Genomic DNA, 20,486 nt, shown 5'->3' with positions numbered 1-20,486 from the left:
TGATATAGTCTGCGCCATCCATCAGCCTGTTTAATTTCGGGCTGTCAGGGGAAGCCGTGGTTGACACGGCTTTTTTGCGTAAAGGCTTTTGTATTCCTGAGTACCGCTAAATCCTTTTCAGGGACTAAAACGCGTTATGTTGTCTGCGAATCAACCAATGAGCGAAAATTTGCCAGCACATGGCTGTCGCCATGTAGCAATCATTATGGACGGCAATGGTCGCTGGGCGAAAAGACAAGGAAAGATACGGGCATTTGGACACAGAGCGGGTGCGAAATCAGTCCGCCGGGCCGTTTCTTTTGCTGCCAACAGCGGGATTGATGCGTTAACGCTTTACGCGTTCAGTAGTGAGAACTGGAATCGTCCAGCGCAGGAAGTCAGTGCGCTAATGGAATTATTTGTCTGGGCGCTGGACAGTGAAGTTAAGAGCCTGCACCGACATAATGTGCGTTTGCGCATTATTGGTGATACCAGCCGTTTCAACGCGCGTCTGCAAGAGCGTATTCGTAAAGCAGAAGCGTTGACTGCCCAGAATACGGGGCTGACGCTAAATATCGCGGCGAATTATGGCGGACGCTGGGATATCGTACAGGGAGTACGGCAATTGGCCGTTCAGGTTCAGGAAGGGGTATTGCATCCTGACCAAATTGATGAAGATTTGCTGAGTCAGCAAATCTGTATGCATGAACTGGCACCTGTAGATTTAGTGATTAGGACGGGTGGGGAACATCGCATAAGTAACTTTTTACTTTGGCAAATTGCCTATGCCGAACTTTACTTTACGGATGTTCTTTGGCCCGATTTTGATGAACAAGACTTTGAAGGTGCGCTGCATGCCTTTGCCAATCGAGAGCGTCGTTTCGGCGGCACCGAGCCAGGTGGCGACAAAGCCTGATGGGGGTAGCTTTTGCTGAAGTATCGCCTGATTTCTGCGTTTGTATTAATACCCATTGTCATTGCTGCATTGTTCTTATTGCCGCCTGTGGGTTTTGCGATTGTTACGCTTGCCGTTTGCATGCTGGCAGCATGGGAATGGGGACAACTGAGCGGTTTTACGTCACGGACACAGCGTGTCTGGCTGGCGGTATTATGCGGGCTAGTGTTGGCACTGATGTTGTTTATGCTGCCGGAGTACCATCATAATATTCATCAGCCAGTAGTCGAGGTTTCACTTTGGGCTTCGCTTGTCTGGTGGGTTATCGCTCTGGTGCTGGTGCTGGGTTATCCTGCATCTGCAGCAATTTGGCGTAATTCGAAACCTATACGGTTGATTTTCGGCATTCTCACAATTATTCCTTTTTTCTGGGGTATGCTGGCGCTGCGGTCATGGCATTACGCTGATAATCACTACAGCGGGGCGTTATGGTTGCTGTATATCATGATCCTGGTATGGGGCGCAGATTCCGGTGCGTACATGTTTGGCAAACTGTTTGGCAAACATAAGCTGGCACCGAAGGTGTCACCGGGAAAAACCTGGCAAGGCTTTATTGGTGGCTTGTTTACCGCAGGAATTATTTCCTGGGGATACGGTGCGTGGGCAAATCTCGAAGTTGCGCCATCAACATTATTACTCTGTTCTGTGATCGCGGCGCTGGCCTCGGTGTTGGGCGATCTGACGGAAAGCATGTTTAAGCGTGAAGCCGGTATTAAAGACAGTGGTCATTTAATCCCTGGTCACGGTGGTATACTTGACCGCATCGACAGCCTGACGGCGGCGGTTCCTGTATTTGCCTGTCTGCTGTTACTGGTTTTCAGGACGATTTAACGGACGGTTTTATGCTGAGCTTTCTCTGGGATTTGGCGTCGTTCATTGTTGCGCTTGGTGTTCTTATCACCGTGCATGAATTTGGCCATTTCTGGGTTGCTCGCCGTTGTGGCGTGAAAGTCGAGCGTTTTTCCATTGGTTTCGGCAAAGCGCTCTGGCGTCGCAAGGACAAGCAAGGTACGGAATTTGTTATTGCCGTCATTCCGCTTGGTGGTTACGTCAAAATGCTGGATGAGCGTGTTGAGCCGGTGACGCCGGAAATGCGCCATTACGCCTTCAACAATAAAACCGTTGGCCAGCGTGCCGCGGTTATCGCGGCGGGACCGATCGCCAATTTTCTCTTTGCTATCGTGGCTTACTGGCTGGTGTTTATCATCGGTGTACCGGGTGTTCGCCCGGTTATTGGTGAAATTGCGCCCAATTCCATCGCGGCAAACGCGCAAATTACGCCAGGAACGGAACTTAAAGCGATTGATGGCATCGAAACGCCTGATTGGGACGCAGTGCGTTTGCAACTGATCGCCAAAATTGGCGACAAGCAAACCACACTCAGCGTGGCTCCGTTTGGGAGCAATAACCGCCAGGACAAAGTTCTCGATTTACAACAGTGGAATTTTGCACCTGATAAAGACGACCCGGTAGCGTCATTAGGGATTCGTCCTCGCGGTGCGCAGATTGAACCGGTATTAGCTGAGGTACAATTAGGCTCGGCTGCAAGCAAAGCAGGTTTGCAAGCTGGCGACAGGATCGTTAAAGTCGATGGTCAGCAACTAACGCAGTGGATGACGTTTGTCACCCTGGTGCGCGATAATCCGGGCACACCGTTAGCACTGGACATTGAAAGGCATGGGAGTCCCTTGTCTTTAACGCTAATACCGGATGAGAAACCCGGTAACAAGGCGGAGGGTTTTGCCGGCGTTGTGCCGAAAATTATCCCGCTGCCGGATGAATATAAGACAGTACGCCAATACGGACCATTTAGCGCCATCGCTGAAGCTACGGATAAAACGTGGCAATTGATGAAGCTGACGGTCAGTATGTTGGGGAAATTGATAACCGGTGACGTAAAACTGAACAACCTCAGTGGGCCGATCTCGATCGCTCAGGGGGCTGGGATGTCAGCAGAGTTCGGGTTGATTTACTACCTGATGTTCCTCGCGTTGATAAGCGTGAACTTAGGTATCATCAATCTGTTCCCATTACCTGTCCTTGACGGGGGGCATCTGCTGTTTTTAGCGATTGAGAAGCTGAAAGGCGGACCGGTATCCGAGCGGGTTCAAGACTTTAGTTATCGCATTGGCTCGATTTTGCTGGTGTTGTTAATGGGGCTTGCACTTTTCAATGATTTCTCTCGGTTGTAAGAGAGTTTGTTAGGAAGAACGCATAATAACGATGGCGATGAAAAAGTTGCTCATAGCGTCGCTGCTGTTTAGCAGCGCCACCGTATACGGTGCTGACGGGTTCGTAGTGAAGGACATTCATTTCGAAGGCCTGCAGCGTGTCGCCGTTGGTGCGGCCCTCCTCAGTATGCCGGTTCGCCCAGGCGACACGGTGAATGATGAAGACATCAGTAACACCATCCGCGCCCTGTTTGCCACTGGTAACTTCGAGGATGTTCGCGTACTCCGCGACGGTGATACCCTTCTCGTTCAGGTAAAAGAACGTCCGACAATCGCCAGTATCACTTTCTCCGGCAACAAGTCGGTGAAAGATGACATGCTCAAGCAGAACCTTGAAGCTTCAGGCGTACGTGTTGGTGAATCTCTGGATCGGACCACACTGTCTGATATCGAAAAAGGTCTGGAAGATTTCTATTACAGCGTCGGTAAATACAGTGCCAGCGTGAAGGCGGTCGTTACGCCTCTGCCACGTAACCGTGTTGACCTTAAACTGGTCTTCCAGGAAGGCGTATCAGCCCAGATCCAACAGATCAACATCGTCGGGAACCATGCGTTCAAGACCGAAGAACTGATCTCCACCTTCCAGTTGCGCGATGAAGTGCCATGGTGGAACGTGGTGGGCGATCGCAAGTACCAGAAACAGAAGCTGGCGGGCGACCTTGAAACCCTGCGTAGTTACTATCTGGATCGCGGTTATGCGCGTTTTAATATTGATTCCACGCAGGTGAGTCTGACGCCGGATAAAAAAGGTATCTACATCACCGTCAACGTGACCGAAGGGGATCAGTACAAACTCTCTGGTGTTGAAGTCAGCGGCAATCTGGCGGGTCACTCCGCTGAGATTGAAAGCCTGACCAAAATCCAGCCGGGCGAGCTGTATAACGGCACCAAAGTGACCAAAATGGAAGATGACATTAAAAAGCTTCTTGGTCGCTATGGTTATGCCTACCCGCGCGTTCAGTCGCAGCCGGAAATCAACGATACAGATAAAACCGTTAAGCTGCATGTAAACGTCGATGCGGGTAACCGTTATTACGTGCGTAAAATTCGCTTCGAAGGTAACGATACTTCGAAAGATGCCGTTCTGCGCCGCGAGATGCGTCAGATGGAAGGTGCCTGGCTGGGCAGCGACCTTGTAGACCAGGGTAAAGAGCGTCTGAACCGTCTGGGTTACTTCGAAACGGTAGATACCGATACGCAGCGTGTGCCGGGCAGCCCGGACCAGGTTGACGTCGTGTACAAAGTTAAAGAGCGTAACACTGGTAGCTTCAACTTCGGTGTCGGCTACGGTACAGAGAGCGGTGTGAGCTTCCAGGTGGGTGTCCAGCAAGACAACTGGCTGGGTACGGGCTACTCCGTGGGTATCAACGGTACGAAGAACGACTACCAGACCTATTCCGAATTCTCGGTGACCAACCCGTACTTTACGGTGGATGGTGTGAGTCTCGGCGGGCGTATCTTCTACAATGACTTTAAAGCAGACAATGCTGACCTGTCCTCCTACACCAACAAAAGTTATGGTCTGGATGGCACGTTAGGTTTCCCGGTTAATGAATACAATACCCTGCGTATGGGCTTAGGCTATGTCCATAACGATCTGTCGAAGATGGAACCGCAGGTGGCGATGTGGCGTTATCTGGACTCCATTGGTCAAAGTGCCGGTAAAACCGACGATAATAACGGTTTCGCGGCAAACGACTTCACCTTCAACTATGGTTGGACATACAACAACCTTGACCGTGGTTACTTCCCGACCAAGGGATCGCGTGTCAACCTGAACGGTAAGGTGACGATTCCAGGCTCTGATAATGAGTTCTACAAAGTTACGATTGATACGGCTTCCTACTTCCCGATCGATGACGATCATAAATGGGTTGTTCTGGGACGTACGCGTTGGGGTTACGGTGACGGCCTGGGTGGTAAAGAACTGCCGTTCTATGAGAACTTCTATGCCGGTGGTTCAAGCAGCGTTCGTGGCTTCCAGTCCAACAACATTGGTCCGAAAGCCGTTTACTACGGTCACGCTGGTCTTGATAACTGTAACCAGAATGGCGGCTATTGTCGTTCTAATGACGCCGTGGGCGGTAACGCAATGGGCGTGGCAAGCGTAGAGTTCATTACGCCGACGCCATTTATCAGTGAAAAATATGCGAATTCTGTGCGCACATCGTTCTTCTGGGATGCAGGTACCGTTTGGGATACCAACTGGCAAAATACTGCTGATATGAAAGCGTTAGGCGTACCGGATTACAGTGACCCGAGCAATATCCGTATGTCCGCGGGTATCGCCTTACAATGGATGTCCCCATTGGGGCCGTTGGTTTTCTCCTACGCCCAGCCGTTTAAGAAATACGATGGAGACAAGGCAGAGCAGTTCCAGTTTAACATTGGTAAAACCTGGTAACTTGCCACAGCGAAGGAATGCATAAGTAGTGTCGTGATGGTGAGGCAGTGCGCTTCGTACTGCCTGCCAACGCAAAGAACGGTACCTCCGGGTACAAACGGGATGGTGAGGAGTTAATTGTGAAAAAGTGGTTATTAGCTGCAGGTGTAGGTTTGGCAATGGCAACGTCTGCTCAGGCGGCCGATAAAATTGCGGTCGTAGACATGAACAGCCTGTTCCAGCAGGTTGCGCAGACTTCTGGCGTTTCTCAGACAATGAAAAACGAATTCAGTGGCCGTGCCAGCGAACTGCAGCGTATGGAATCTGACCTGCAGACTAAAATGCAGCGCTATCAGCGTGACGGTTCCACAATGAAAGCGGCCGATCGTACTAAGCTGGAAAAAGATATCCAGGCTCAGCGTCAGGATCTGGCACAGAAAGGTCAGGCTTTCGAGCAGGATCAGGCTCGTCGTTCTAACGAAGAACGTGGCAAGCTGATGACCAAAATCCAGGCTGCTGTGAAGAAAGTTGCTTCCGATCAGGGCGTGGATCTGGTTATTCCTTCTAACGCCGCTATCTACAACAGCAATGACGTTAAAGACATCACTGCTGATGTACTGAAACAGGTTAAATAAGTAATGCCTTCAATTCGACTGTCTGATTTAGCTCAACAGTTGGATGCAGAGTTACACGGTGATGGCGATATCGTCATCACCGGCGTTGCGTCCATGCAATCCGCTAAAGCAGGGCAAATCACCTTCATGGTAAATCCAAAATACCGTGAAAGCTTAGCTGCCTGTCAGGCGTCTGCTGTCGTCATGACGCAGGACGATCTTCCTTTTGCCACGAGTGCGGCACTGGTAGTGAAAAACCCCTACCTGACATACGCACGCATGGCCCAAATTCTTGATACCACGCCGCAACCGGCCCAGAACATCGCCCCAGGGGCGGTGATCGATCCCGATGCGACGCTGGGAAACAACGTGGCGATTGGCGCAAACGCGGTCATCGAATCCGGCGTGACGCTTGGCGATAACGTCGTTATCGGCCCGGGCTGCTTCGTTGGGAAAAATACGAAAATTGGTGCGGGCTCCCGTTTATGGGCCAATGTGACCATTTACCATGAAATCGAGATCGGTGAGAATTGCCTGATTCAATCGGGCACAGTGATCGGTTCTGATGGTTTTGGTTATGCCAACGATCGCGGCACCTGGGTTAAGATCCCACAGCTTGGTCGTGTCATCATCGGCGATCGCGTTGAAATTGGTGCATGTACCACTATCGATCGCGGTGCGCTGGATGATACCCGCATTGGTAACGGTGTCATCATTGATAACCAGTGCCAGATTGCACATAACGTCGTGATTGGCGACAATACCGCGGTTGCTGGTGGCGTCATCATGGCGGGTAGTTTGAAAATTGGCCGTTATTGCATGATTGGCGGTGCCAGCGTTATCAACGGGCATATGGAAATCTGCGATAAAGTCACCGTGACGGGAATGGGGATGGTGATGCGTCCTATCACCGAGCCAGGAATTTATTCCTCCGGCATCCCGCTACAGCCGAACAAGGTGTGGCGTAAAACCGCAGCCCTGGTGATGAACATTGATGACATGAGCAAGCGCCTCAAAGCTATTGAGCGTAAAGTCAATAAAGAAGACTAATAGCTCGCTCGCTACGTTTAAACTTCCCGGCCTGTCGGCATTCTTACGATTGCCGCGGGCCGTGTTATTATGGCCTTTTAGTATATTTAGACAGGAAGAGTATTTTGACTACTGACACTCATACTCTGCACATTGAAGAGATTCTGGAGCTTCTGCCGCACCGTTACCCGTTTTTGCTGGTAGACCGTGTGCTGGACTTTGAAGAAGGTCGTTTTCTGCGCGCAGTTAAAAATGTTTCGGTAAATGAACCGTTTTTCCAGGGGCATTTCCCAGGCAAACCGATTTTACCTGGCGTGTTGATTCTGGAAGCGATGGCGCAGGCAACCGGTATTCTGGCGTTCAAAAGCGTCGGTAAACTGGAACCAGGCGAGCTCTACTACTTCGCAGGTATTGATGAAGCGCGCTTTAAGCGTCCGGTTGTGCCAGGCGATCAAATGATCATGGAAGTAACTTTCGAAAAAACGCGCCGTGGCCTGACTCGCTTCAAGGGTGTCGCGCTGGTAGACGGTAAAGTTGTTTGTGAAGCTACTATGATGTGTGCACGTAGCCGGGAGGCCTGATACGTGATTGATAAAACCGCCTTTATTCATCCTTCTGCCATTGTTGAAGACGGTGCCGTTATTGGTGCTAACGCTCACATTGGTCCGTTTTGTATTGTTGGCGCTAACGTCGAAATCGGCGAAGGCACCGTACTGAAGTCTCATGTTGTTATTAATGGCCATACCAAAATTGGTCGTGATAACGAGATTTATCAGTTCGCTTCTATCGGCGAGGTTAACCAGGATCTGAAATATGCTGGTGAACCGACCCGCGTGGAAATTGGCGATCGCAACCGCATCCGCGAAAGCGTCACCATTCACCGTGGCACGGTACAAGGCGGTGGGTTGACGAAGGTGGGCAGCGACAACCTGCTGATGGTCAATGCGCACGTTGCGCATGATTGCACCGTTGGCAGTCGCTGCATTCTGGCGAATAACGCCACACTGGCAGGCCACGTTTCCGTTGATGATTTCGCGATCATCGGCGGTATGACCGCGGTGCACCAGTTCTGCATTATCGGTGCGCACGTTATGGTTGGCGGCTGTTCTGGTGTCGCACAGGACGTTCCACCGTTCGTGATTGCTCAGGGTAACCACGCCACTCCGTTTGGTGTGAATATTGAAGGTCTTAAGCGTCGTGGCTTTAGCCGCGAAGCGATCACCGCAATCCGTAACGCGTATAAACTGCTGTACCGCAGCGGAAAAACGCTGGATGAAGCGAAACCTGAAATTGCCGAGCTGGCAGAACAGCATCCGGAAGTGAAAACGTTCATGGCGTTTTTTGAACGTTCCACGCGTGGTTTAATTCGGTAATGGTCGAACGTCGTCCGTTAACGATTGCCCTCGTCGCCGGAGAAACCTCCGGCGATATTCTTGGTGCGGGTCTCATCCGCGCACTGAGAGCGCGTATGCCCGATGCGCGCTTCGTAGGCGTTGCCGGGCCACGTATGCAGGCCGAAGGCTGCGAGGCCTGGTACGAAATGGAAGAGCTGGCGGTGATGGGGATTGTCGAGGTGCTTGGTCGCCTGCGACGTCTGTTGCATATCCGTGCCGACCTCACGCGTCGCTTTAGCGAGCTTAAACCCGATGTCTTTGTCGGCATTGATGCACCCGATTTCAATATTACCCTTGAAGGGAACCTGAAAAAGAAGGGCATCAGGACCATTCATTATGTCAGCCCTTCGGTATGGGCCTGGCGCCAAAAACGCGTTTTCAAAATAGGCAGAGCCACCGACCTGGTGCTCGCATTTCTGCCTTTCGAAAAAGCGTTTTACGATAGATTCAATGTTCCCTGCCGTTTTATCGGTCATACCATGGCGGATGCGATGCCGCTTGATCCGGATAAAAATGCAGCGCGGGACACATTAGGCATTCCCCATGATGCGCACTGCCTTGCGTTACTTCCGGGCAGCCGTGGCGCAGAGGTTGAGATGCTGAGCGCTGACTTTTTGCGTACGGCGCAACTGTTGCGTAAGCATTATCCGGACCTGGAAGTTGTTGTGCCGTTGGTGAATGCAAAGCGTCGCGAGCAGTTTGAACGCATCAAAGCGGATGTTGCCCCTGATCTGCGCGTGCATATGCTGGATGGCCAGGCGCGGGAAGCGATGATTGCCAGTGATGCTGCATTGCTGGCATCCGGCACAGCCGCGCTGGAGTGCATGCTGGCGAAATGCCCGATGGTGGTGGGGTATCGGATGAAGCCGTTTACCTTCTGGCTGGCGAAGCGTCTGGTTAAAACCGATTACGTTTCGCTGCCCAATTTACTGGCGGGGCGTGAGCTTGTTAAAGAGCTGCTGCAGGATGACTGTCAGCCTCAGGCGCTGGCTGATGCGTTACTCCCCCTGTTGGCAAATGGCAAAACCAGCCATGCGATGCACGATATTTTCCGGGAACTGCATCTGCAGATCCGCTGTAATGCCGATGAGCAGGCCGCAAATGCCGTACTGGAGTTGGCACAATGATGGAATTTATTTACCCCCATACACACCTGGTTGCCGGTGTGGATGAAGTTGGACGCGGCCCGTTGGTTGGCGCAGTGGTGACTGCTGCTGTTATCCTCGATCCGGCGCGTCCTATTATCGGTCTTAATGACTCGAAAAAATTATCTGAGAAACGCCGTCTGGCATTGTTTGACGAGATCAAAGAGAAGGCGCTGGCCTGGAGTCTGGGCCGTGCAGAGCCGCACGAAATCGACGAGTTAAATATTCTGCATGCCACGATGCTGGCAATGCAGCGTGCGGTCGCTGGTTTGGGTATTATTCCGGAGTATGTTCTCATTGATGGCAACCGTTGCCCCAAACTGCCGATGCCTTCGCTGGCGGTTGTAAAAGGTGACAGTCGGGTGCCTGAAATCAGCGCCGCCTCCATTCTGGCGAAGGTCACCCGTGATGCAGAAATGGCCACGCTCGATCTGACTTTTCCTCAATACGGCTTCGCGCAGCATAAAGGCTATCCAACCGCTTTCCATCTGGAAAAACTGGCTGAGCATGGCGCAACGGAACATCATCGGCGCAGCTTTGCGCCCGTTAAACGTGTGCTGGGCCTTGTGTCCTGATTCTGTGACGTGAAGAGATCTGAAAATGGCTGAACCACGTTTCGTACACCTGCGGGTGCATAGCGACTACTCCATGATAGACGGGCTGGCGAAAACCGGGCCGCTGGTGAAAAAGGCGGCCGCGCTCGGCATGCCAGCGCTGGCGATCACCGATTTTACCAACCTGTGTGGCCTGGTGAAGTTCTACGGAACGGCCCATGGCGCGGGGTTAAAACCGATTGTGGGGGCCGATTTTCATGTTCAGAGCGAACTACTCGCGGACGAACTGACGCAGCTCACTGTACTGGCAGCAAACAACGTCGGCTATCAAAACCTGACGCTGCTAATTTCTCGTGCCTATCAGCGTGGATACGGGGCGGCAGGGCCGTGGATTGACCGCGACTGGCTGGTTGAGCTGAAAGACGGGCTGATCCTGTTGTCTGGTGCCCGGATGGGGGATGTTGGTAAAAGCCTGATGCGCGGTAATAGCGCGCTGGTTGAGCAGTGCGTGGCGTTTTACGAAGAGCATTTCCCCAACAACTATTATCTCGAACTGATTCGTACCGGTCGCGCGGACGAAGAGAACTATTTGCATGCGGCGGTACGGCTCGCCGAAGAACGCGGTCTGCCTGTTGTGGCGACCAATGACGTGCGTTTTATCGATGCGGGCGACTTTGATGCCCATGAAATCCGTGTCGCGATTCACGACGGCTTTACCCTTGATGACCCCAAGCGTCCGCGTAATTACTCTGCGCAGCAATATATGCGCAGCGAAGCCGAGATGTGTGAGCTTTTCTCTGACATCCCGGAAGCGCTCGAAAACACGGTAGAAATCGCCAAACGTTGTAACGTCACGGTGCGTCTGGGCGAGTACTTCCTGCCCCAGTTCCCGACCGGGGATATGACCACCGAAGATTTTCTTGTTGCGAAGTCAAAAGAGGGCCTGGAAGAGCGTCTGGCATTCCTTTTCCCGGATGAGGCGGTCCGTAAAGAGAAACGCCCTGAGTATGATGAACGTCTGGATATTGAACTCCAGGTGATTAACCAGATGGGGTTCCCGGGCTACTTCCTTATCGTTATGGAATTTATCCAGTGGTCGAAAGATAACGGTGTGCCGGTAGGCCCGGGGCGAGGCTCCGGTGCGGGTTCGCTGGTAGCCTATGCGCTGAAAATTACCGACCTCGACCCACTGGAATTCGACCTGCTGTTCGAACGTTTCCTTAACCCGGAACGTGTCTCCATGCCCGACTTTGACGTCGACTTCTGTATGGAAAAACGCGATCAGGTTATCGAGCACGTAGCAGATATGTACGGGCGTGATGCGGTATCGCAGATCATCACCTTCGGTACGATGGCGGCAAAAGCGGTTATTCGCGACGTAGGCCGCGTTCTGGGGCACCCGTACGGCTTTGTGGATCGTATTTCTAAGCTGGTTCCACCTGATCCTGGTATGACGTTGGCGAAAGCCTTTGAAGCGGAACCGCAACTGCCAGAAATCTACGAGGCTGACGAGGAAGTCAGAGCGCTAATTGATATGGCGCGTAAGCTGGAAGGCGTCACGCGTAACGCCGGTAAACACGCCGGCGGTGTGGTTATCGCGCCGACCAAAATCACCGATTTTGCACCGCTCTATTGCGATGAAGCGGGGCAACATCCGGTCACCCAGTTTGATAAGAACGACGTGGAATACGCGGGTCTCGTGAAGTTCGACTTCCTGGGGCTGCGTACGCTCACCATCATCAACTGGGCTCTGGAGATGATCAACGCCCGCCGTGAGAAGAACGGCGAGCCACCGCTTGATATCGCCGCTATCCCGCTTGATGACAAGAAAAGCTTCGACATGCTGCAGCGCTCGGAAACCACAGCGGTCTTCCAGCTTGAATCCCGCGGCATGAAAGACTTGATCAAACGTCTGCAGCCTGACTGCTTCGAAGATATGATAGCCCTGGTGGCCCTGTTCCGTCCGGGCCCACTGCAATCGGGAATGGTGGATAACTTTATCGACCGTAAGCACGGGCGCGAAGAGATTTCCTACCCGGACGTACAGTGGCAGCATGAGAGCCTGAAACCGGTACTGGAGCCGACCTACGGCATCATCTTGTATCAGGAACAGGTGATGCAGATAGCTCAGGTGCTTTCTGGCTATACCCTCGGCGGCGCGGACATGCTGCGTCGTGCGATGGGTAAGAAAAAGCCGGAGGAGATGGCCAAGCAGCGTGGGACCTTCGAGGAAGGGGCGAAGAAAAACGGCGTTGACGGCGAGCTGGCGATGAAAATCTTCGACCTGGTGGAGAAATTCGCCGGGTACGGATTTAACAAATCGCACTCTGCTGCCTATGCTTTAGTCTCATACCAGACGCTGTGGCTCAAAGCGCACTATCCGGCAGAGTTTATGGCGGCGGTAATGACCGCCGATATGGACAACACCGAGAAGGTGGTAGGCCTGGTGGACGAATGCTGGCGCATGGGGCTCAAGATCCTGCCGCCGGATATCAACTCTGGTCTGTACCATTTCCACGTGAATGACGACGGTGAAATTGTTTACGGCATTGGGGCTATCAAGGGTGTAGGTGAAGGCCCGATTGAAGCGATCCTCGAGGCTCGTAATAACGGTGGCTATTTCCGGGAACTGTTTGATCTCTGCGCCCGTACCGACACCAAAAAACTCAATCGCCGGGTGCTGGAAAAACTGATAATGTCCGGGGCGTTTGACCGCCTTGGGCCGCATCGTGCCGCGCTGATGAACTCGCTGGCCGACGCGTTGAAAGCCGCCGACCAGCATGCGAAAGCGGAAGCGATTGGTCAGGCGGATATGTTCGGTGTCCTGGCAGAAGAACCCGAACAGGTGGAACAGTCTTACGCCAGTTGCCAGCCGTGGCCAGAGCAGGTGGTGCTGGACGGTGAACGTGAAACCCTGGGGCTGTACCTGACCGGGCATCCGATCACCCAGTATTTGAAAGAGATCGATCGTTACGTCGGTGGTTACCGACTAAAAGACATGCACCCGACCGAACGTGGCAAGGTCACCACGGCGGCGGGGCTGGTGATTGCTGCGCGGGTTATGGTCACCAAGCGCGGCAATCGTATTGGCATCTGTACTTTGGATGACCGTTCCGGGCGTCTGGAAGTGATGTTGTTCACGGACGCCCTGGACAAATATCAGCAACTGCTGGAAAAAGACCGCATACTGATCGTCAGCGGACAGGTCAGCTTTGATGACTTCAGCGGGGGGCTTAAAATGACCGCCCGCGAAGTGATGGACATTGACGAAGCTCGTGAAAAATATGCGCGCGGGCTTGCTATCTCGCTGACGGACAGGCAAATTGATGACCAGCTTTTGAACCGACTCCGTCAGTCTCTGGAACCCCATCGCTCGGGGACCATTCCAGTACATCTCTACTATCAGAGGGCGGATGCACGTGCACGATTACGTTTCGGCGCAACGTGGCGTGTCTCTCCGAGCGATCGTTTATTAAACGATCTCCGTGGCCTCATTGGTTCGGAGCAGGTGGAACTGGAGTTTGACTAATACAGGAATACTATGAGTCTGAATTTCCTTGATTTCGAACAGCCGATTGCCGAGCTGGAAGCGAAAATCGATTCTCTGACGTCAGTAAGTCGTCAGGATGAAAAACTGGATATTAACATCGATGAAGAAGTGCATCGTCTGCGTGAAAAAAGCGTAGAGCTGACGCGCAAAATCTTTGCCGATCTTGGTGCATGGCAAGTCGCTCAGCTGGCACGCCATCCGCTGCGTCCATACACCCTGGATTATGTCCGCCTCGCATTTGATGAATTCGACGAGCTGGCTGGCGACCGCGCTTATGCGGACGACAAAGCTATCGTCGGTGGTATCGCTCGCCTTGACGGTCGCCCGGTGATGATTATCGGCCACCAGAAAGGACGTGAAACCAAAGAAAAAATTCGCCGCAATTTTGGTATGCCGGCACCGGAAGGGTATCGCAAAGCGCTACGCCTGATGGAAATGGCTGAACGTTTCAATATGCCGATCATTACCTTTATCGACACCCCAGGCGCATACCCTGGCGTGGGCGCGGAAGAGCGTGGTCAGTCTGAGGCGATCGCGCGTAACCTGCGTGAAATGTCCCGTCTGAGCGTACCGGTCATTTGTACCGTTATCGGTGAAGGTGGTTCTGGTGGTGCGCTGGCCATTGGCGTGGGTGATAAAGTGAATATGCTGCAATACAGCACCTATTCGGTTATCTCGCCGGAAGGCTGTGCGTCCATTCTGTGGAAAAGCGCAGACAAAGCCCCATTGGCTGCCGACGCAATGGGTATCATTGCACCGCGTCTGAAAGAGTTGAAACTGATCGACTCGATCATTCCGGAACCGTTAGGCGGCGCACACCGTAACCCGGAAGCCATCGCGGCCTCTCTGAAAGCGCAGTTGATTGCGGATCTGGCGGATCTGGACGTGTTGAGCAAAGACGATCTGCGTAATCGCCGTTACCAGCGTCTGATGAGCTACGGTTACGCCTGATAAGCATTGAAAGATCATTCTGAAAAGCCACACAGTGTTGTGGCTTTTTTTATACCCCCTGTTTACCTCAGCTATGATTAACTTAGGTTTTTTTCAGGAGGTAACCGTGAATATTATTGCCATCATGGGGCCGCACGGCGTCTTTTACAAAGATGAGCCGATCAAGGAGCTTGAGAAGGCGCTCCAGGCACAAGGGTTTCAGATAATCTGGCCACAAAACAGCAGTGACCTGCTGAAATTCATCGAACACAATCCGCGTATCTGCGGCGTCATTTTCGACTGGGACGAGTACACGCTCGATTTATGCAGCGATATCAACCAGCTTAACGAATATCTTCCCCTTTATGCCTTTATCAACACCCATTCGACGCTGGATGTTAGCGCACAAGATATGCGGATGGCGCTGTGGTTTTTTGAATATGCCCTGGGGATGGCCGATGACATTGCAACACGTATCGGGCAGTACACAAAAGAGTATCTCGATAACATCACGCCGCCCTTTACCAAAGCGCTCTTTACCTATGTGAAAGAAGGAAAATACACCTTCTGCACGCCAGGCCACATGGCGGGTACGGCCTACCTGAAAAGCCCGGTTGGCTGCCTGTTTTATGATTTCTTCGGCGGCAACACACTAAAAGCGGATGTGTCTATCTCGGTCACGGAACTGGGCTCGCTTCTGGACCATAGCGGGCCGCATCTGGAAGCCGAGGAGTATATTGCCCGCACCTTTGGCGCTGAGCAAAGTTATATGGTCACCAACGGCACCTCCACCTCCAATAAAATTGTGGGTATGTACGCCGCACCGGTGGGCAGTACGCTGCTGATTGATCGCAATTGCCACAAGTCACTGGCCCATCTGTTAATGATGAGCGACGTTACGCCGCTGTGGTTAAAGCCGGGACGTAACGCGCTGGGGATTCTGGGCGGTATTCCGCGCCGGGAATTCACCCATGCCAGCATTGAACAAAAGATTGCTGCAACCGCAGGTGCAACCTGGCCGGTGCATGCGGTAATCACCAATTCCACTTACGATGGGCTGCTATATAACACTGACTGGATTAAAAAAACGCTGGATGTGCCTTCTATTCATTTCGATTCCGCCTGGGTGCCGTACACCAACTTTCATCCGATTTATGCCGGGAAGAGCGGCATGAGCGGTGAGCGGGTACCGGGGAAAGTGATTTTCGAAACGCAATCGACGCACAAAATGCTGGCGGCGTTTTCGCAGGCCTCGCTTATCCATGTGAAAGGTGAGTATGACGAAGATACTTTTAACGAAGCCTTTATGATGCACACCTCCACCTCTCCAAGCTACCCGCTGGTGGCCTCCATTGAGACCGCGGCGGCAATGTTGCGCGGTAACCCCGGTAAACGGCTGATTAACCGTTCGGTTGAGCGCGCTTTGCATTTCCGCAAAGAGGTACAGCGGTTAAAAGATGAAGCCGATGGCTGGTTCTTTGATATCTGGCAGCCCGAGGAGATCAATGAGGCCGATTGCTGGCCGGTAGCGCCGGGAGAAAGCTGGCACGGCTTCCGCGATGCTGACGAAGACCACATGTTCCTCGACCCGGTCAAGGTGACTATTCTGACGCCGGGTATGGATGAGCAAGGCAATATGAGTGAAGAGGGGATCCCGGCGGCGCTGGTGGCGAAGTTTCTTGATGAGCGCGGCGTGGTAGTTGAAAAAACGGGTCCTTACAATCTGTTGTTCCTGTTCAGTATCGGGATCGACAAAACCCGTGCCATGGGCCTGCTGCGTGGGTTAATGGAGTTCAAGCGTGCCTACGATCTCAATTTACGCGTGAAGAACATGCTGCCGGATCTGTATGCCGAAGATCCCGACTTCTACCGCAATATGCGGATCCAGGATCTTGCGCAGGGCATCCATAAATTGATCCGCCAGCACGATCTGCCGCAACTGATGCTGCGGGCGTTTGATGTGTTGCCGGAAATGAAGCTGACGCCGCATCAGGCGTGGCAGCAGCAAATCCGTGGTGATGTTGAAACCATTGAACTGGAAAGACTTACGGGGCGTATCTCCGCCAATATGATCTTACCTTACCCGCCGGGCGTGCCGTTATTGATGCCAGGGGAGATGATCACCGAAGCGAGCCGCTCGGTTTTGGATTTCCTCTTAATGCTCTGTGCGATAGGGCGGCACTATCCGGGTTTTGAAACGGATATCCATGGCGCGAAGCGGGGAGAAGATGGCGTCTATTGGGTACGTGTCTTAAAAAGACCGTAACCTCTTGCGGGTTACCTGTCACAACGGTAACGTGCGCAAAGACAAAAGGAGACACTATGCTGGGTTTAAAACAGGTACATCACATCGCCATCATCGCGACGGATTATGTAAAGAGTAAAGCGTTCTATTGCGATATCCTGGGTTTTACGCTGCAAAGCGAAGTTTATCGTGAAGAGCGTGACTCCTGGAAAGGAGACCTGGCGCTGAATGGCCAGTATGTCATTGAGTTGTTTTCGTTTCCCTTTCCGCCAGCACGTTCGAGTGGGCCGGAAGCCTGCGGATTACGTCATCTGGCCTTTAGCGTTGTGGATATCGATCAGGCGGTTGCTCACCTGCAAGCGCACAATGTCTCGTGCGAAGCGATTCGTGTTGACCCTTACACCGGTAAGCGCTTTACCTTTTTTAAAGATCCTGACAACCTTCCGCTGGAACTCTATCAGCAGTAAGCCTTGCCAGTCACAGGAATGCCCGGTAACGTGCCGGGCATGATTTCCGTTTCGGTTAATGCCATGATCATGCCCTTACTTTCTCGCTTGCCTGCCCATCAACGCCAGTTTTTGGTGGCGTTTAGCGGCGGGCTCGATTCGACAGTACTGTTGCACCGTCTGGTGCAGTGGCGTCGTCAGCAGCCGGGCATTTCCCTGCGTGCGATTCATATTCACCACGGATTAAGCCCCAATGCGGATGCCTGGGCTGCTCATTGTCAGCAGGTCTGCGATGGCTGGCAGGTGCCGATTGTTATTCATCGGGTACAACTGGTGGATGAAGGCAATGGAATTGAAGCGCAGGCGAGAAAAGCCCGCTATGCCGCCTTTACTCAGGCGTTAGTCCCTGGAGAATTGCTGCTCACCGCCCAGCATCTTGATGACCAGTGCGAGACGTTTTTACTGGCGCTTAAGCGGGGGAGTGGTCCAGCCGGTCTTGCGGGTATGCCAGAAACGCTGCCGTTTGCCGATACTATGCTCCTCAGACCGTTGTTGAACGAAACACACGAAGCCCTTCTTCGCTGGGCGCAGCAATATGGGTTGTCATGGATTGAAGACGAGAGTAATGCTGATGATGCCTATGACCGCAACTTCCTGCGTTTACGCGTTCTGCCTGCATTGAATGCCCGCTGGTCGCATTTTGCCGATGCGGTCGCCCGGAGCGCGGCCTTGTGCGGCGAGCAGGAGCAATTGCTGGATGAACTGCTGGCAGACGAGCTTGCGGCGGCGACGCACCGTGACGGTGGGCTGTCGATTGCGGCGCTGGAAACGTTAAGTGCGGCACGGCGTGCCGCTATCTTACGGCGTTGGCTTTCCGCGCAGCAGGCACCGATGCCTTCCCGGGAAATGTTGCTACGGGTCTGGCAAGAGGTGGCGTTAGCCAGAGAGGATGCAGCGCCATGCTTGCGTCTTGGCGATCATGAAATCCGCCGTTATCAGGGTTATTTGTGGTGGGTTAAGGCGCTTGCGGGCCAGCGCGAAAAAGTTCTGCAGTGGACTGATCCTTTTTTGCCGCTGACGTTGCCGGATGGGCTTGGCGTTCTGCGCCTTGTACCGGGCGATGAACTGAGGCCACCGGGCGCTGACGAAGTGGTATCGGTACGCTTTCAGGCGACGGGAACCTTGCACATCCAGGGGCGTAACGGTGGCCGTAAACTTAAAAAGATCTGGCAGGAGTTGGGCGTGGCACCCTGGCGTCGGGATACAACACCACTACTGTTTTACGGTGAGTCGCTGATTGCTGCGGCAGGCGTGTTTGTCACGCAGGAGGGGAAAGCAGAAAATGGGCAGCCTGGCGTACGGCTAATGTGGCAGAAGTAACGGGCAGTCAGCGCTGCCCGAAAGTGCTGTCAGGATTCGCTCACCACGACGGTGCCGATTTCCGGATGACTAAAGCTGGCAATTTTGTCGAGACGCAGTTCGCGCGTTGTTCCTGCAATTTCAACAACCAAATATTCCACATTTTTGCGAGATACTAAATCGCTGGCCTTTGCCTGCAAAGTTTCGCCATCTTTGAGCTCGAGCGTCAGTAGGAGATGATGCTGACAGGCGAGTTCCAGGTTGTCATAGTCGTCGCAATTGATGGGTTGATAGGTATCATTCATTGACATAATCGCTCACCAGTAAGTTCGCGGCAGCATACGCCGCCTTTTCCCTGACCGACTCTGAAACGGCATCGTCCGAAGCCACTTCATTCAAAACTTTCAATACGCACCCCAACGCATCCGGGATATACCCTAAGTCTCCGCTGGCAATTTCCGCATACCGCTGGCGTATTAACTCACAATAATTTCCCACACGTCCTCCTGTCAGCACCCTGGCTTTACTGTGAGATACCATTAAGCCTACGAAGATTAACTCTGTTTAGCAAGGTGACTATACCATACCCGTCGGGTCATTATCAGAGTGATGAATTAACCGCAGAATAAGAGATAACAGCACGTTATATCTTTATTCGCTACAATAGCCGCTGTTATGCAAAGGAGGCGGTATGGCGCTCAAAGCAACCATTTATAAAGCTACTGTGAATGTGGCGGATTTAGACCGGAATCAATTTCTCGATGCCACATTGACGCTTGCCCGTCATCCTTCCGAGACGCAGGAGCGCATGATGCTGCGCCTGTTGGCATGGATTAAATTCGCCGATGAACGGCTACAGTTCACCCGTGGGCTGTGTGCGGATGACGAGCCCGAAGTGTGGCTGCGCAACGATCATCTGGGTATCGATCTGTGGATCGAACTCGGATTGCCGGACGAACGGCGATTAAAGAAAGCCTGTTCGCAGTCGAAAGAGGTGGCGCTATTTACCTATAACTCGCGTGCGGCACAAATCTGGTGGCAGCAGAACCAGAGCAAACTCGCTGGATTTAAAAATCTGAGTATCTGGTACCTGGATGATGAGCAACTGGCAATGCTGAGTGGTCTGGCGGAGCGGACAATGTCGCTGCAAGCTACTCTCCAGGAAGGAACTATCTGGCTGAGCGACACTCAAACCAATCTGGAAATCCACCTGACGACCTGGCAACAGCACGCATGATTGAGATATCCCGCCAGGTCAGTATTCCTGATGAAGAATTGGAGATTACGGCGATTCGTGCGCAAGGGGCGGGTGGGCAGCATGTAAATAAGGCCTCTACGGCGATCCATCTTCGTTTTGATATTCGTGCGTCCAGCTTGCCCGAGTTTTATAAAGAGAGGCTGCTTTCAGCGACGCATCATCTCTTAACGGCCGAGGGCGTCGTGATCATCAAGGCGCAGGAATACCGCAGCCAGGAAATGAATCGCGAAGCGGCGATTGCCCGGCTGGTGGCGTTAATCAGGGAACTGACGGTGGTGCAAAAAAGCCGTCGGGCCACCCGTCCAACGCGGGCATCGAAAGAGCGGCGTCTGGCAGGAAAAGCGCAGAAATCTTCTGTAAAAGCGCTACGAGGGAAGGTCCGTCGCCCACAGGAGTGACGGACGAGATAAGAAC

The 20,486-nt window shown here is 52.8% G+C and carries 19 protein-coding genes; 17 read left to right on the top strand and 2 right to left on the bottom strand.

Annotated elements, in window-relative coordinates; genetic code table 11:
• The first annotated feature begins 136 nt into the window (after positions 1-136).
• The 15 genes from ispU to tilS all read left to right on the top strand — a co-directional run bounded on the left by ispU (position 137) and on the right by tilS (position 18,835).
• Positions 137-895, top strand: a complete 759-nt coding sequence (ispU, locus tag ACS0RQ_RS22715; RefSeq protein WP_039078437.1) for a (2E,6E)-farnesyl-diphosphate-specific ditrans,polycis-undecaprenyl-diphosphate synthase — start codon at positions 137-139, stop codon at positions 893-895.
• Between the two features lie 12 nt (positions 896-907).
• Positions 908-1,765 (top strand): phosphatidate cytidylyltransferase, encoded by an 858-nt coding sequence (cdsA, locus tag ACS0RQ_RS22710; protein ID WP_039078438.1) that lies wholly within the window; start codon positions 908-910, stop codon positions 1,763-1,765.
• An 11-nt stretch (positions 1,766-1,776) separates the two neighbouring features.
• A complete protein-coding gene (gene rseP, locus ACS0RQ_RS22705; protein ID WP_271848857.1) occupies positions 1,777-3,126 on the top strand; it encodes a sigma E protease regulator RseP in 1,350 nt (449 codons plus the stop codon).
• A 31-nt stretch (positions 3,127-3,157) separates the two neighbouring features.
• Positions 3,158-5,569: an outer membrane protein assembly factor BamA gene (gene bamA / locus ACS0RQ_RS22700; protein ID WP_271848858.1), complete on the top strand. Its 2,412-nt coding sequence runs from the start codon at positions 3,158-3,160 to the stop codon at positions 5,567-5,569.
• Between the two features lie 119 nt (positions 5,570-5,688).
• Positions 5,689-6,183 carry a molecular chaperone Skp gene (skp, locus tag ACS0RQ_RS22695; protein WP_039078473.1) on the top strand — a complete coding sequence of 165 codons (495 nt, stop codon included), beginning with the start codon at positions 5,689-5,691 and terminating at the stop codon, positions 6,181-6,183.
• A 3-nt stretch (positions 6,184-6,186) separates the two neighbouring features.
• The gene (gene lpxD / locus ACS0RQ_RS22690) at positions 6,187-7,212 is read left to right on the top strand and encodes a UDP-3-O-(3-hydroxymyristoyl)glucosamine N-acyltransferase (protein WP_039078441.1); all 1,026 of its coding nucleotides are present in this window, start codon (positions 6,187-6,189) and stop codon (positions 7,210-7,212) included.
• A gap of 104 nt (positions 7,213-7,316) precedes the next feature.
• On the top strand, positions 7,317-7,772 hold the full coding sequence (gene fabZ, locus ACS0RQ_RS22685; protein WP_004145858.1) for a 3-hydroxyacyl-ACP dehydratase FabZ: 456 nt from the start codon (positions 7,317-7,319) through the stop codon (positions 7,770-7,772).
• Between the two features lie 3 nt (positions 7,773-7,775).
• A complete protein-coding gene (lpxA, locus tag ACS0RQ_RS22680) occupies positions 7,776-8,564 on the top strand; it encodes an acyl-ACP--UDP-N-acetylglucosamine O-acyltransferase (RefSeq protein WP_039078442.1) in 789 nt (262 codons plus the stop codon).
• A complete protein-coding gene (lpxB, locus tag ACS0RQ_RS22675) occupies positions 8,564-9,712 on the top strand; it encodes a lipid-A-disaccharide synthase (protein ID WP_271848860.1) in 1,149 nt (382 codons plus the stop codon). The genes lpxA and lpxB overlap by 1 nt, the downstream gene beginning before the upstream one ends.
• Complete coding sequence (rnhB, locus tag ACS0RQ_RS22670; protein WP_039078444.1) at positions 9,709-10,305, top strand: ribonuclease HII; 597 nt, start codon at positions 9,709-9,711, stop codon at positions 10,303-10,305. Before lpxB ends, rnhB begins: the two co-directional genes overlap by 4 nt.
• 25 nt (positions 10,306-10,330) lie before the next feature.
• A complete protein-coding gene (gene dnaE, locus ACS0RQ_RS22665; protein WP_271848861.1) occupies positions 10,331-13,813 on the top strand; it encodes a DNA polymerase III subunit alpha in 3,483 nt (1,160 codons plus the stop codon).
• 12 nt (positions 13,814-13,825) lie between these two features.
• Positions 13,826-14,785: an acetyl-CoA carboxylase carboxyl transferase subunit alpha gene (gene accA, locus ACS0RQ_RS22660; protein ID WP_039078446.1), complete on the top strand. Its 960-nt coding sequence runs from the start codon at positions 13,826-13,828 to the stop codon at positions 14,783-14,785.
• Positions 14,786-14,891: 106 nt separating this feature from the next.
• Entirely contained in the window at positions 14,892-17,030 is a 2,139-nt protein-coding gene (locus ACS0RQ_RS22655) for a lysine decarboxylase LdcC (RefSeq protein WP_039078447.1), read from the top strand.
• A 56-nt stretch (positions 17,031-17,086) separates the two neighbouring features.
• Positions 17,087-17,476: a VOC family protein gene (locus tag ACS0RQ_RS22650; protein ID WP_271848862.1), complete on the top strand. Its 390-nt coding sequence runs from the start codon at positions 17,087-17,089 to the stop codon at positions 17,474-17,476.
• A 63-nt stretch (positions 17,477-17,539) separates the two neighbouring features.
• Positions 17,540-18,835, top strand: coding sequence for a tRNA lysidine(34) synthetase TilS (tilS, locus tag ACS0RQ_RS22645; RefSeq protein WP_420372473.1), 1,296 nt, complete (start codon positions 17,540-17,542; stop codon positions 18,833-18,835).
• Positions 18,836-18,864: 29 nt separating this feature from the next.
• On the opposite strand, the gene rof is transcribed toward tilS, so the two are convergent.
• Complete coding sequence (rof, locus tag ACS0RQ_RS22640) at positions 18,865-19,125, bottom strand: Rho-binding antiterminator (protein WP_039078449.1); 261 nt, start codon at positions 19,123-19,125, stop codon at positions 18,865-18,867.
• Positions 19,112-19,312 (bottom strand): YaeP family protein, encoded by a 201-nt coding sequence (locus tag ACS0RQ_RS22635; RefSeq protein WP_039078450.1) that lies wholly within the window; start codon positions 19,310-19,312, stop codon positions 19,112-19,114. The genes rof and ACS0RQ_RS22635 overlap by 14 nt, the downstream gene beginning before the upstream one ends.
• A gap of 193 nt (positions 19,313-19,505) precedes the next feature.
• On the opposite strand from ACS0RQ_RS22635, the gene ACS0RQ_RS22630 reads away from it, so the two are divergent.
• Positions 19,506-20,051 (top strand): YaeQ family protein, encoded by a 546-nt coding sequence (locus tag ACS0RQ_RS22630; RefSeq protein WP_271848863.1) that lies wholly within the window; start codon positions 19,506-19,508, stop codon positions 20,049-20,051.
• Positions 20,048-20,470: an alternative ribosome rescue aminoacyl-tRNA hydrolase ArfB gene (gene arfB, locus ACS0RQ_RS22625; protein WP_271848864.1), complete on the top strand. Its 423-nt coding sequence runs from the start codon at positions 20,048-20,050 to the stop codon at positions 20,468-20,470. The genes ACS0RQ_RS22630 and arfB overlap by 4 nt, the downstream gene beginning before the upstream one ends.
• Positions 20,471-20,486: the final 16 nt, after the last annotated feature.

The sequence above is a fragment of the Phytobacter diazotrophicus genome (assembly GCF_052061655.1).
Lineage (GTDB): Bacteria > Pseudomonadota > Gammaproteobacteria > Enterobacterales > Enterobacteriaceae > Phytobacter > Phytobacter diazotrophicus.
This window is presented reverse-complemented; position numbering and strand designations above follow the sequence as displayed.

Coding starts and splice junctions, on each gene's coding strand:
- lpxD (WP_039078441.1), top strand. CDS start 6,187: ATGCCTTCAATTCGACTGTCTGATTTAGCTCAACAGTTGGATGCAGAG.
- rof (WP_039078449.1), bottom strand. CDS start 19,125: ATGTCAATGAATGATACCTATCAACCCATCAATTGCGACGACTATGAC.
- rnhB (WP_039078444.1), top strand. CDS start 9,709: ATGATGGAATTTATTTACCCCCATACACACCTGGTTGCCGGTGTGGAT.
- tilS (WP_420372473.1), top strand. CDS start 17,540: ATGATCATGCCCTTACTTTCTCGCTTGCCTGCCCATCAACGCCAGTTT.
- ACS0RQ_RS22650 (WP_271848862.1), top strand. CDS start 17,087: ATGCTGGGTTTAAAACAGGTACATCACATCGCCATCATCGCGACGGAT.
- rseP (WP_271848857.1), top strand. CDS start 1,777: ATGCTGAGCTTTCTCTGGGATTTGGCGTCGTTCATTGTTGCGCTTGGT.
- ACS0RQ_RS22630 (WP_271848863.1), top strand. CDS start 19,506: ATGGCGCTCAAAGCAACCATTTATAAAGCTACTGTGAATGTGGCGGAT.
- arfB (WP_271848864.1), top strand. CDS start 20,048: ATGATTGAGATATCCCGCCAGGTCAGTATTCCTGATGAAGAATTGGAG.
- bamA (WP_271848858.1), top strand. CDS start 3,158: ATGGCGATGAAAAAGTTGCTCATAGCGTCGCTGCTGTTTAGCAGCGCC.
- ispU (WP_039078437.1), top strand. CDS start 137: ATGTTGTCTGCGAATCAACCAATGAGCGAAAATTTGCCAGCACATGGC.
- dnaE (WP_271848861.1), top strand. CDS start 10,331: ATGGCTGAACCACGTTTCGTACACCTGCGGGTGCATAGCGACTACTCC.
- lpxB (WP_271848860.1), top strand. CDS start 8,564: ATGGTCGAACGTCGTCCGTTAACGATTGCCCTCGTCGCCGGAGAAACC.
- accA (WP_039078446.1), top strand. CDS start 13,826: ATGAGTCTGAATTTCCTTGATTTCGAACAGCCGATTGCCGAGCTGGAA.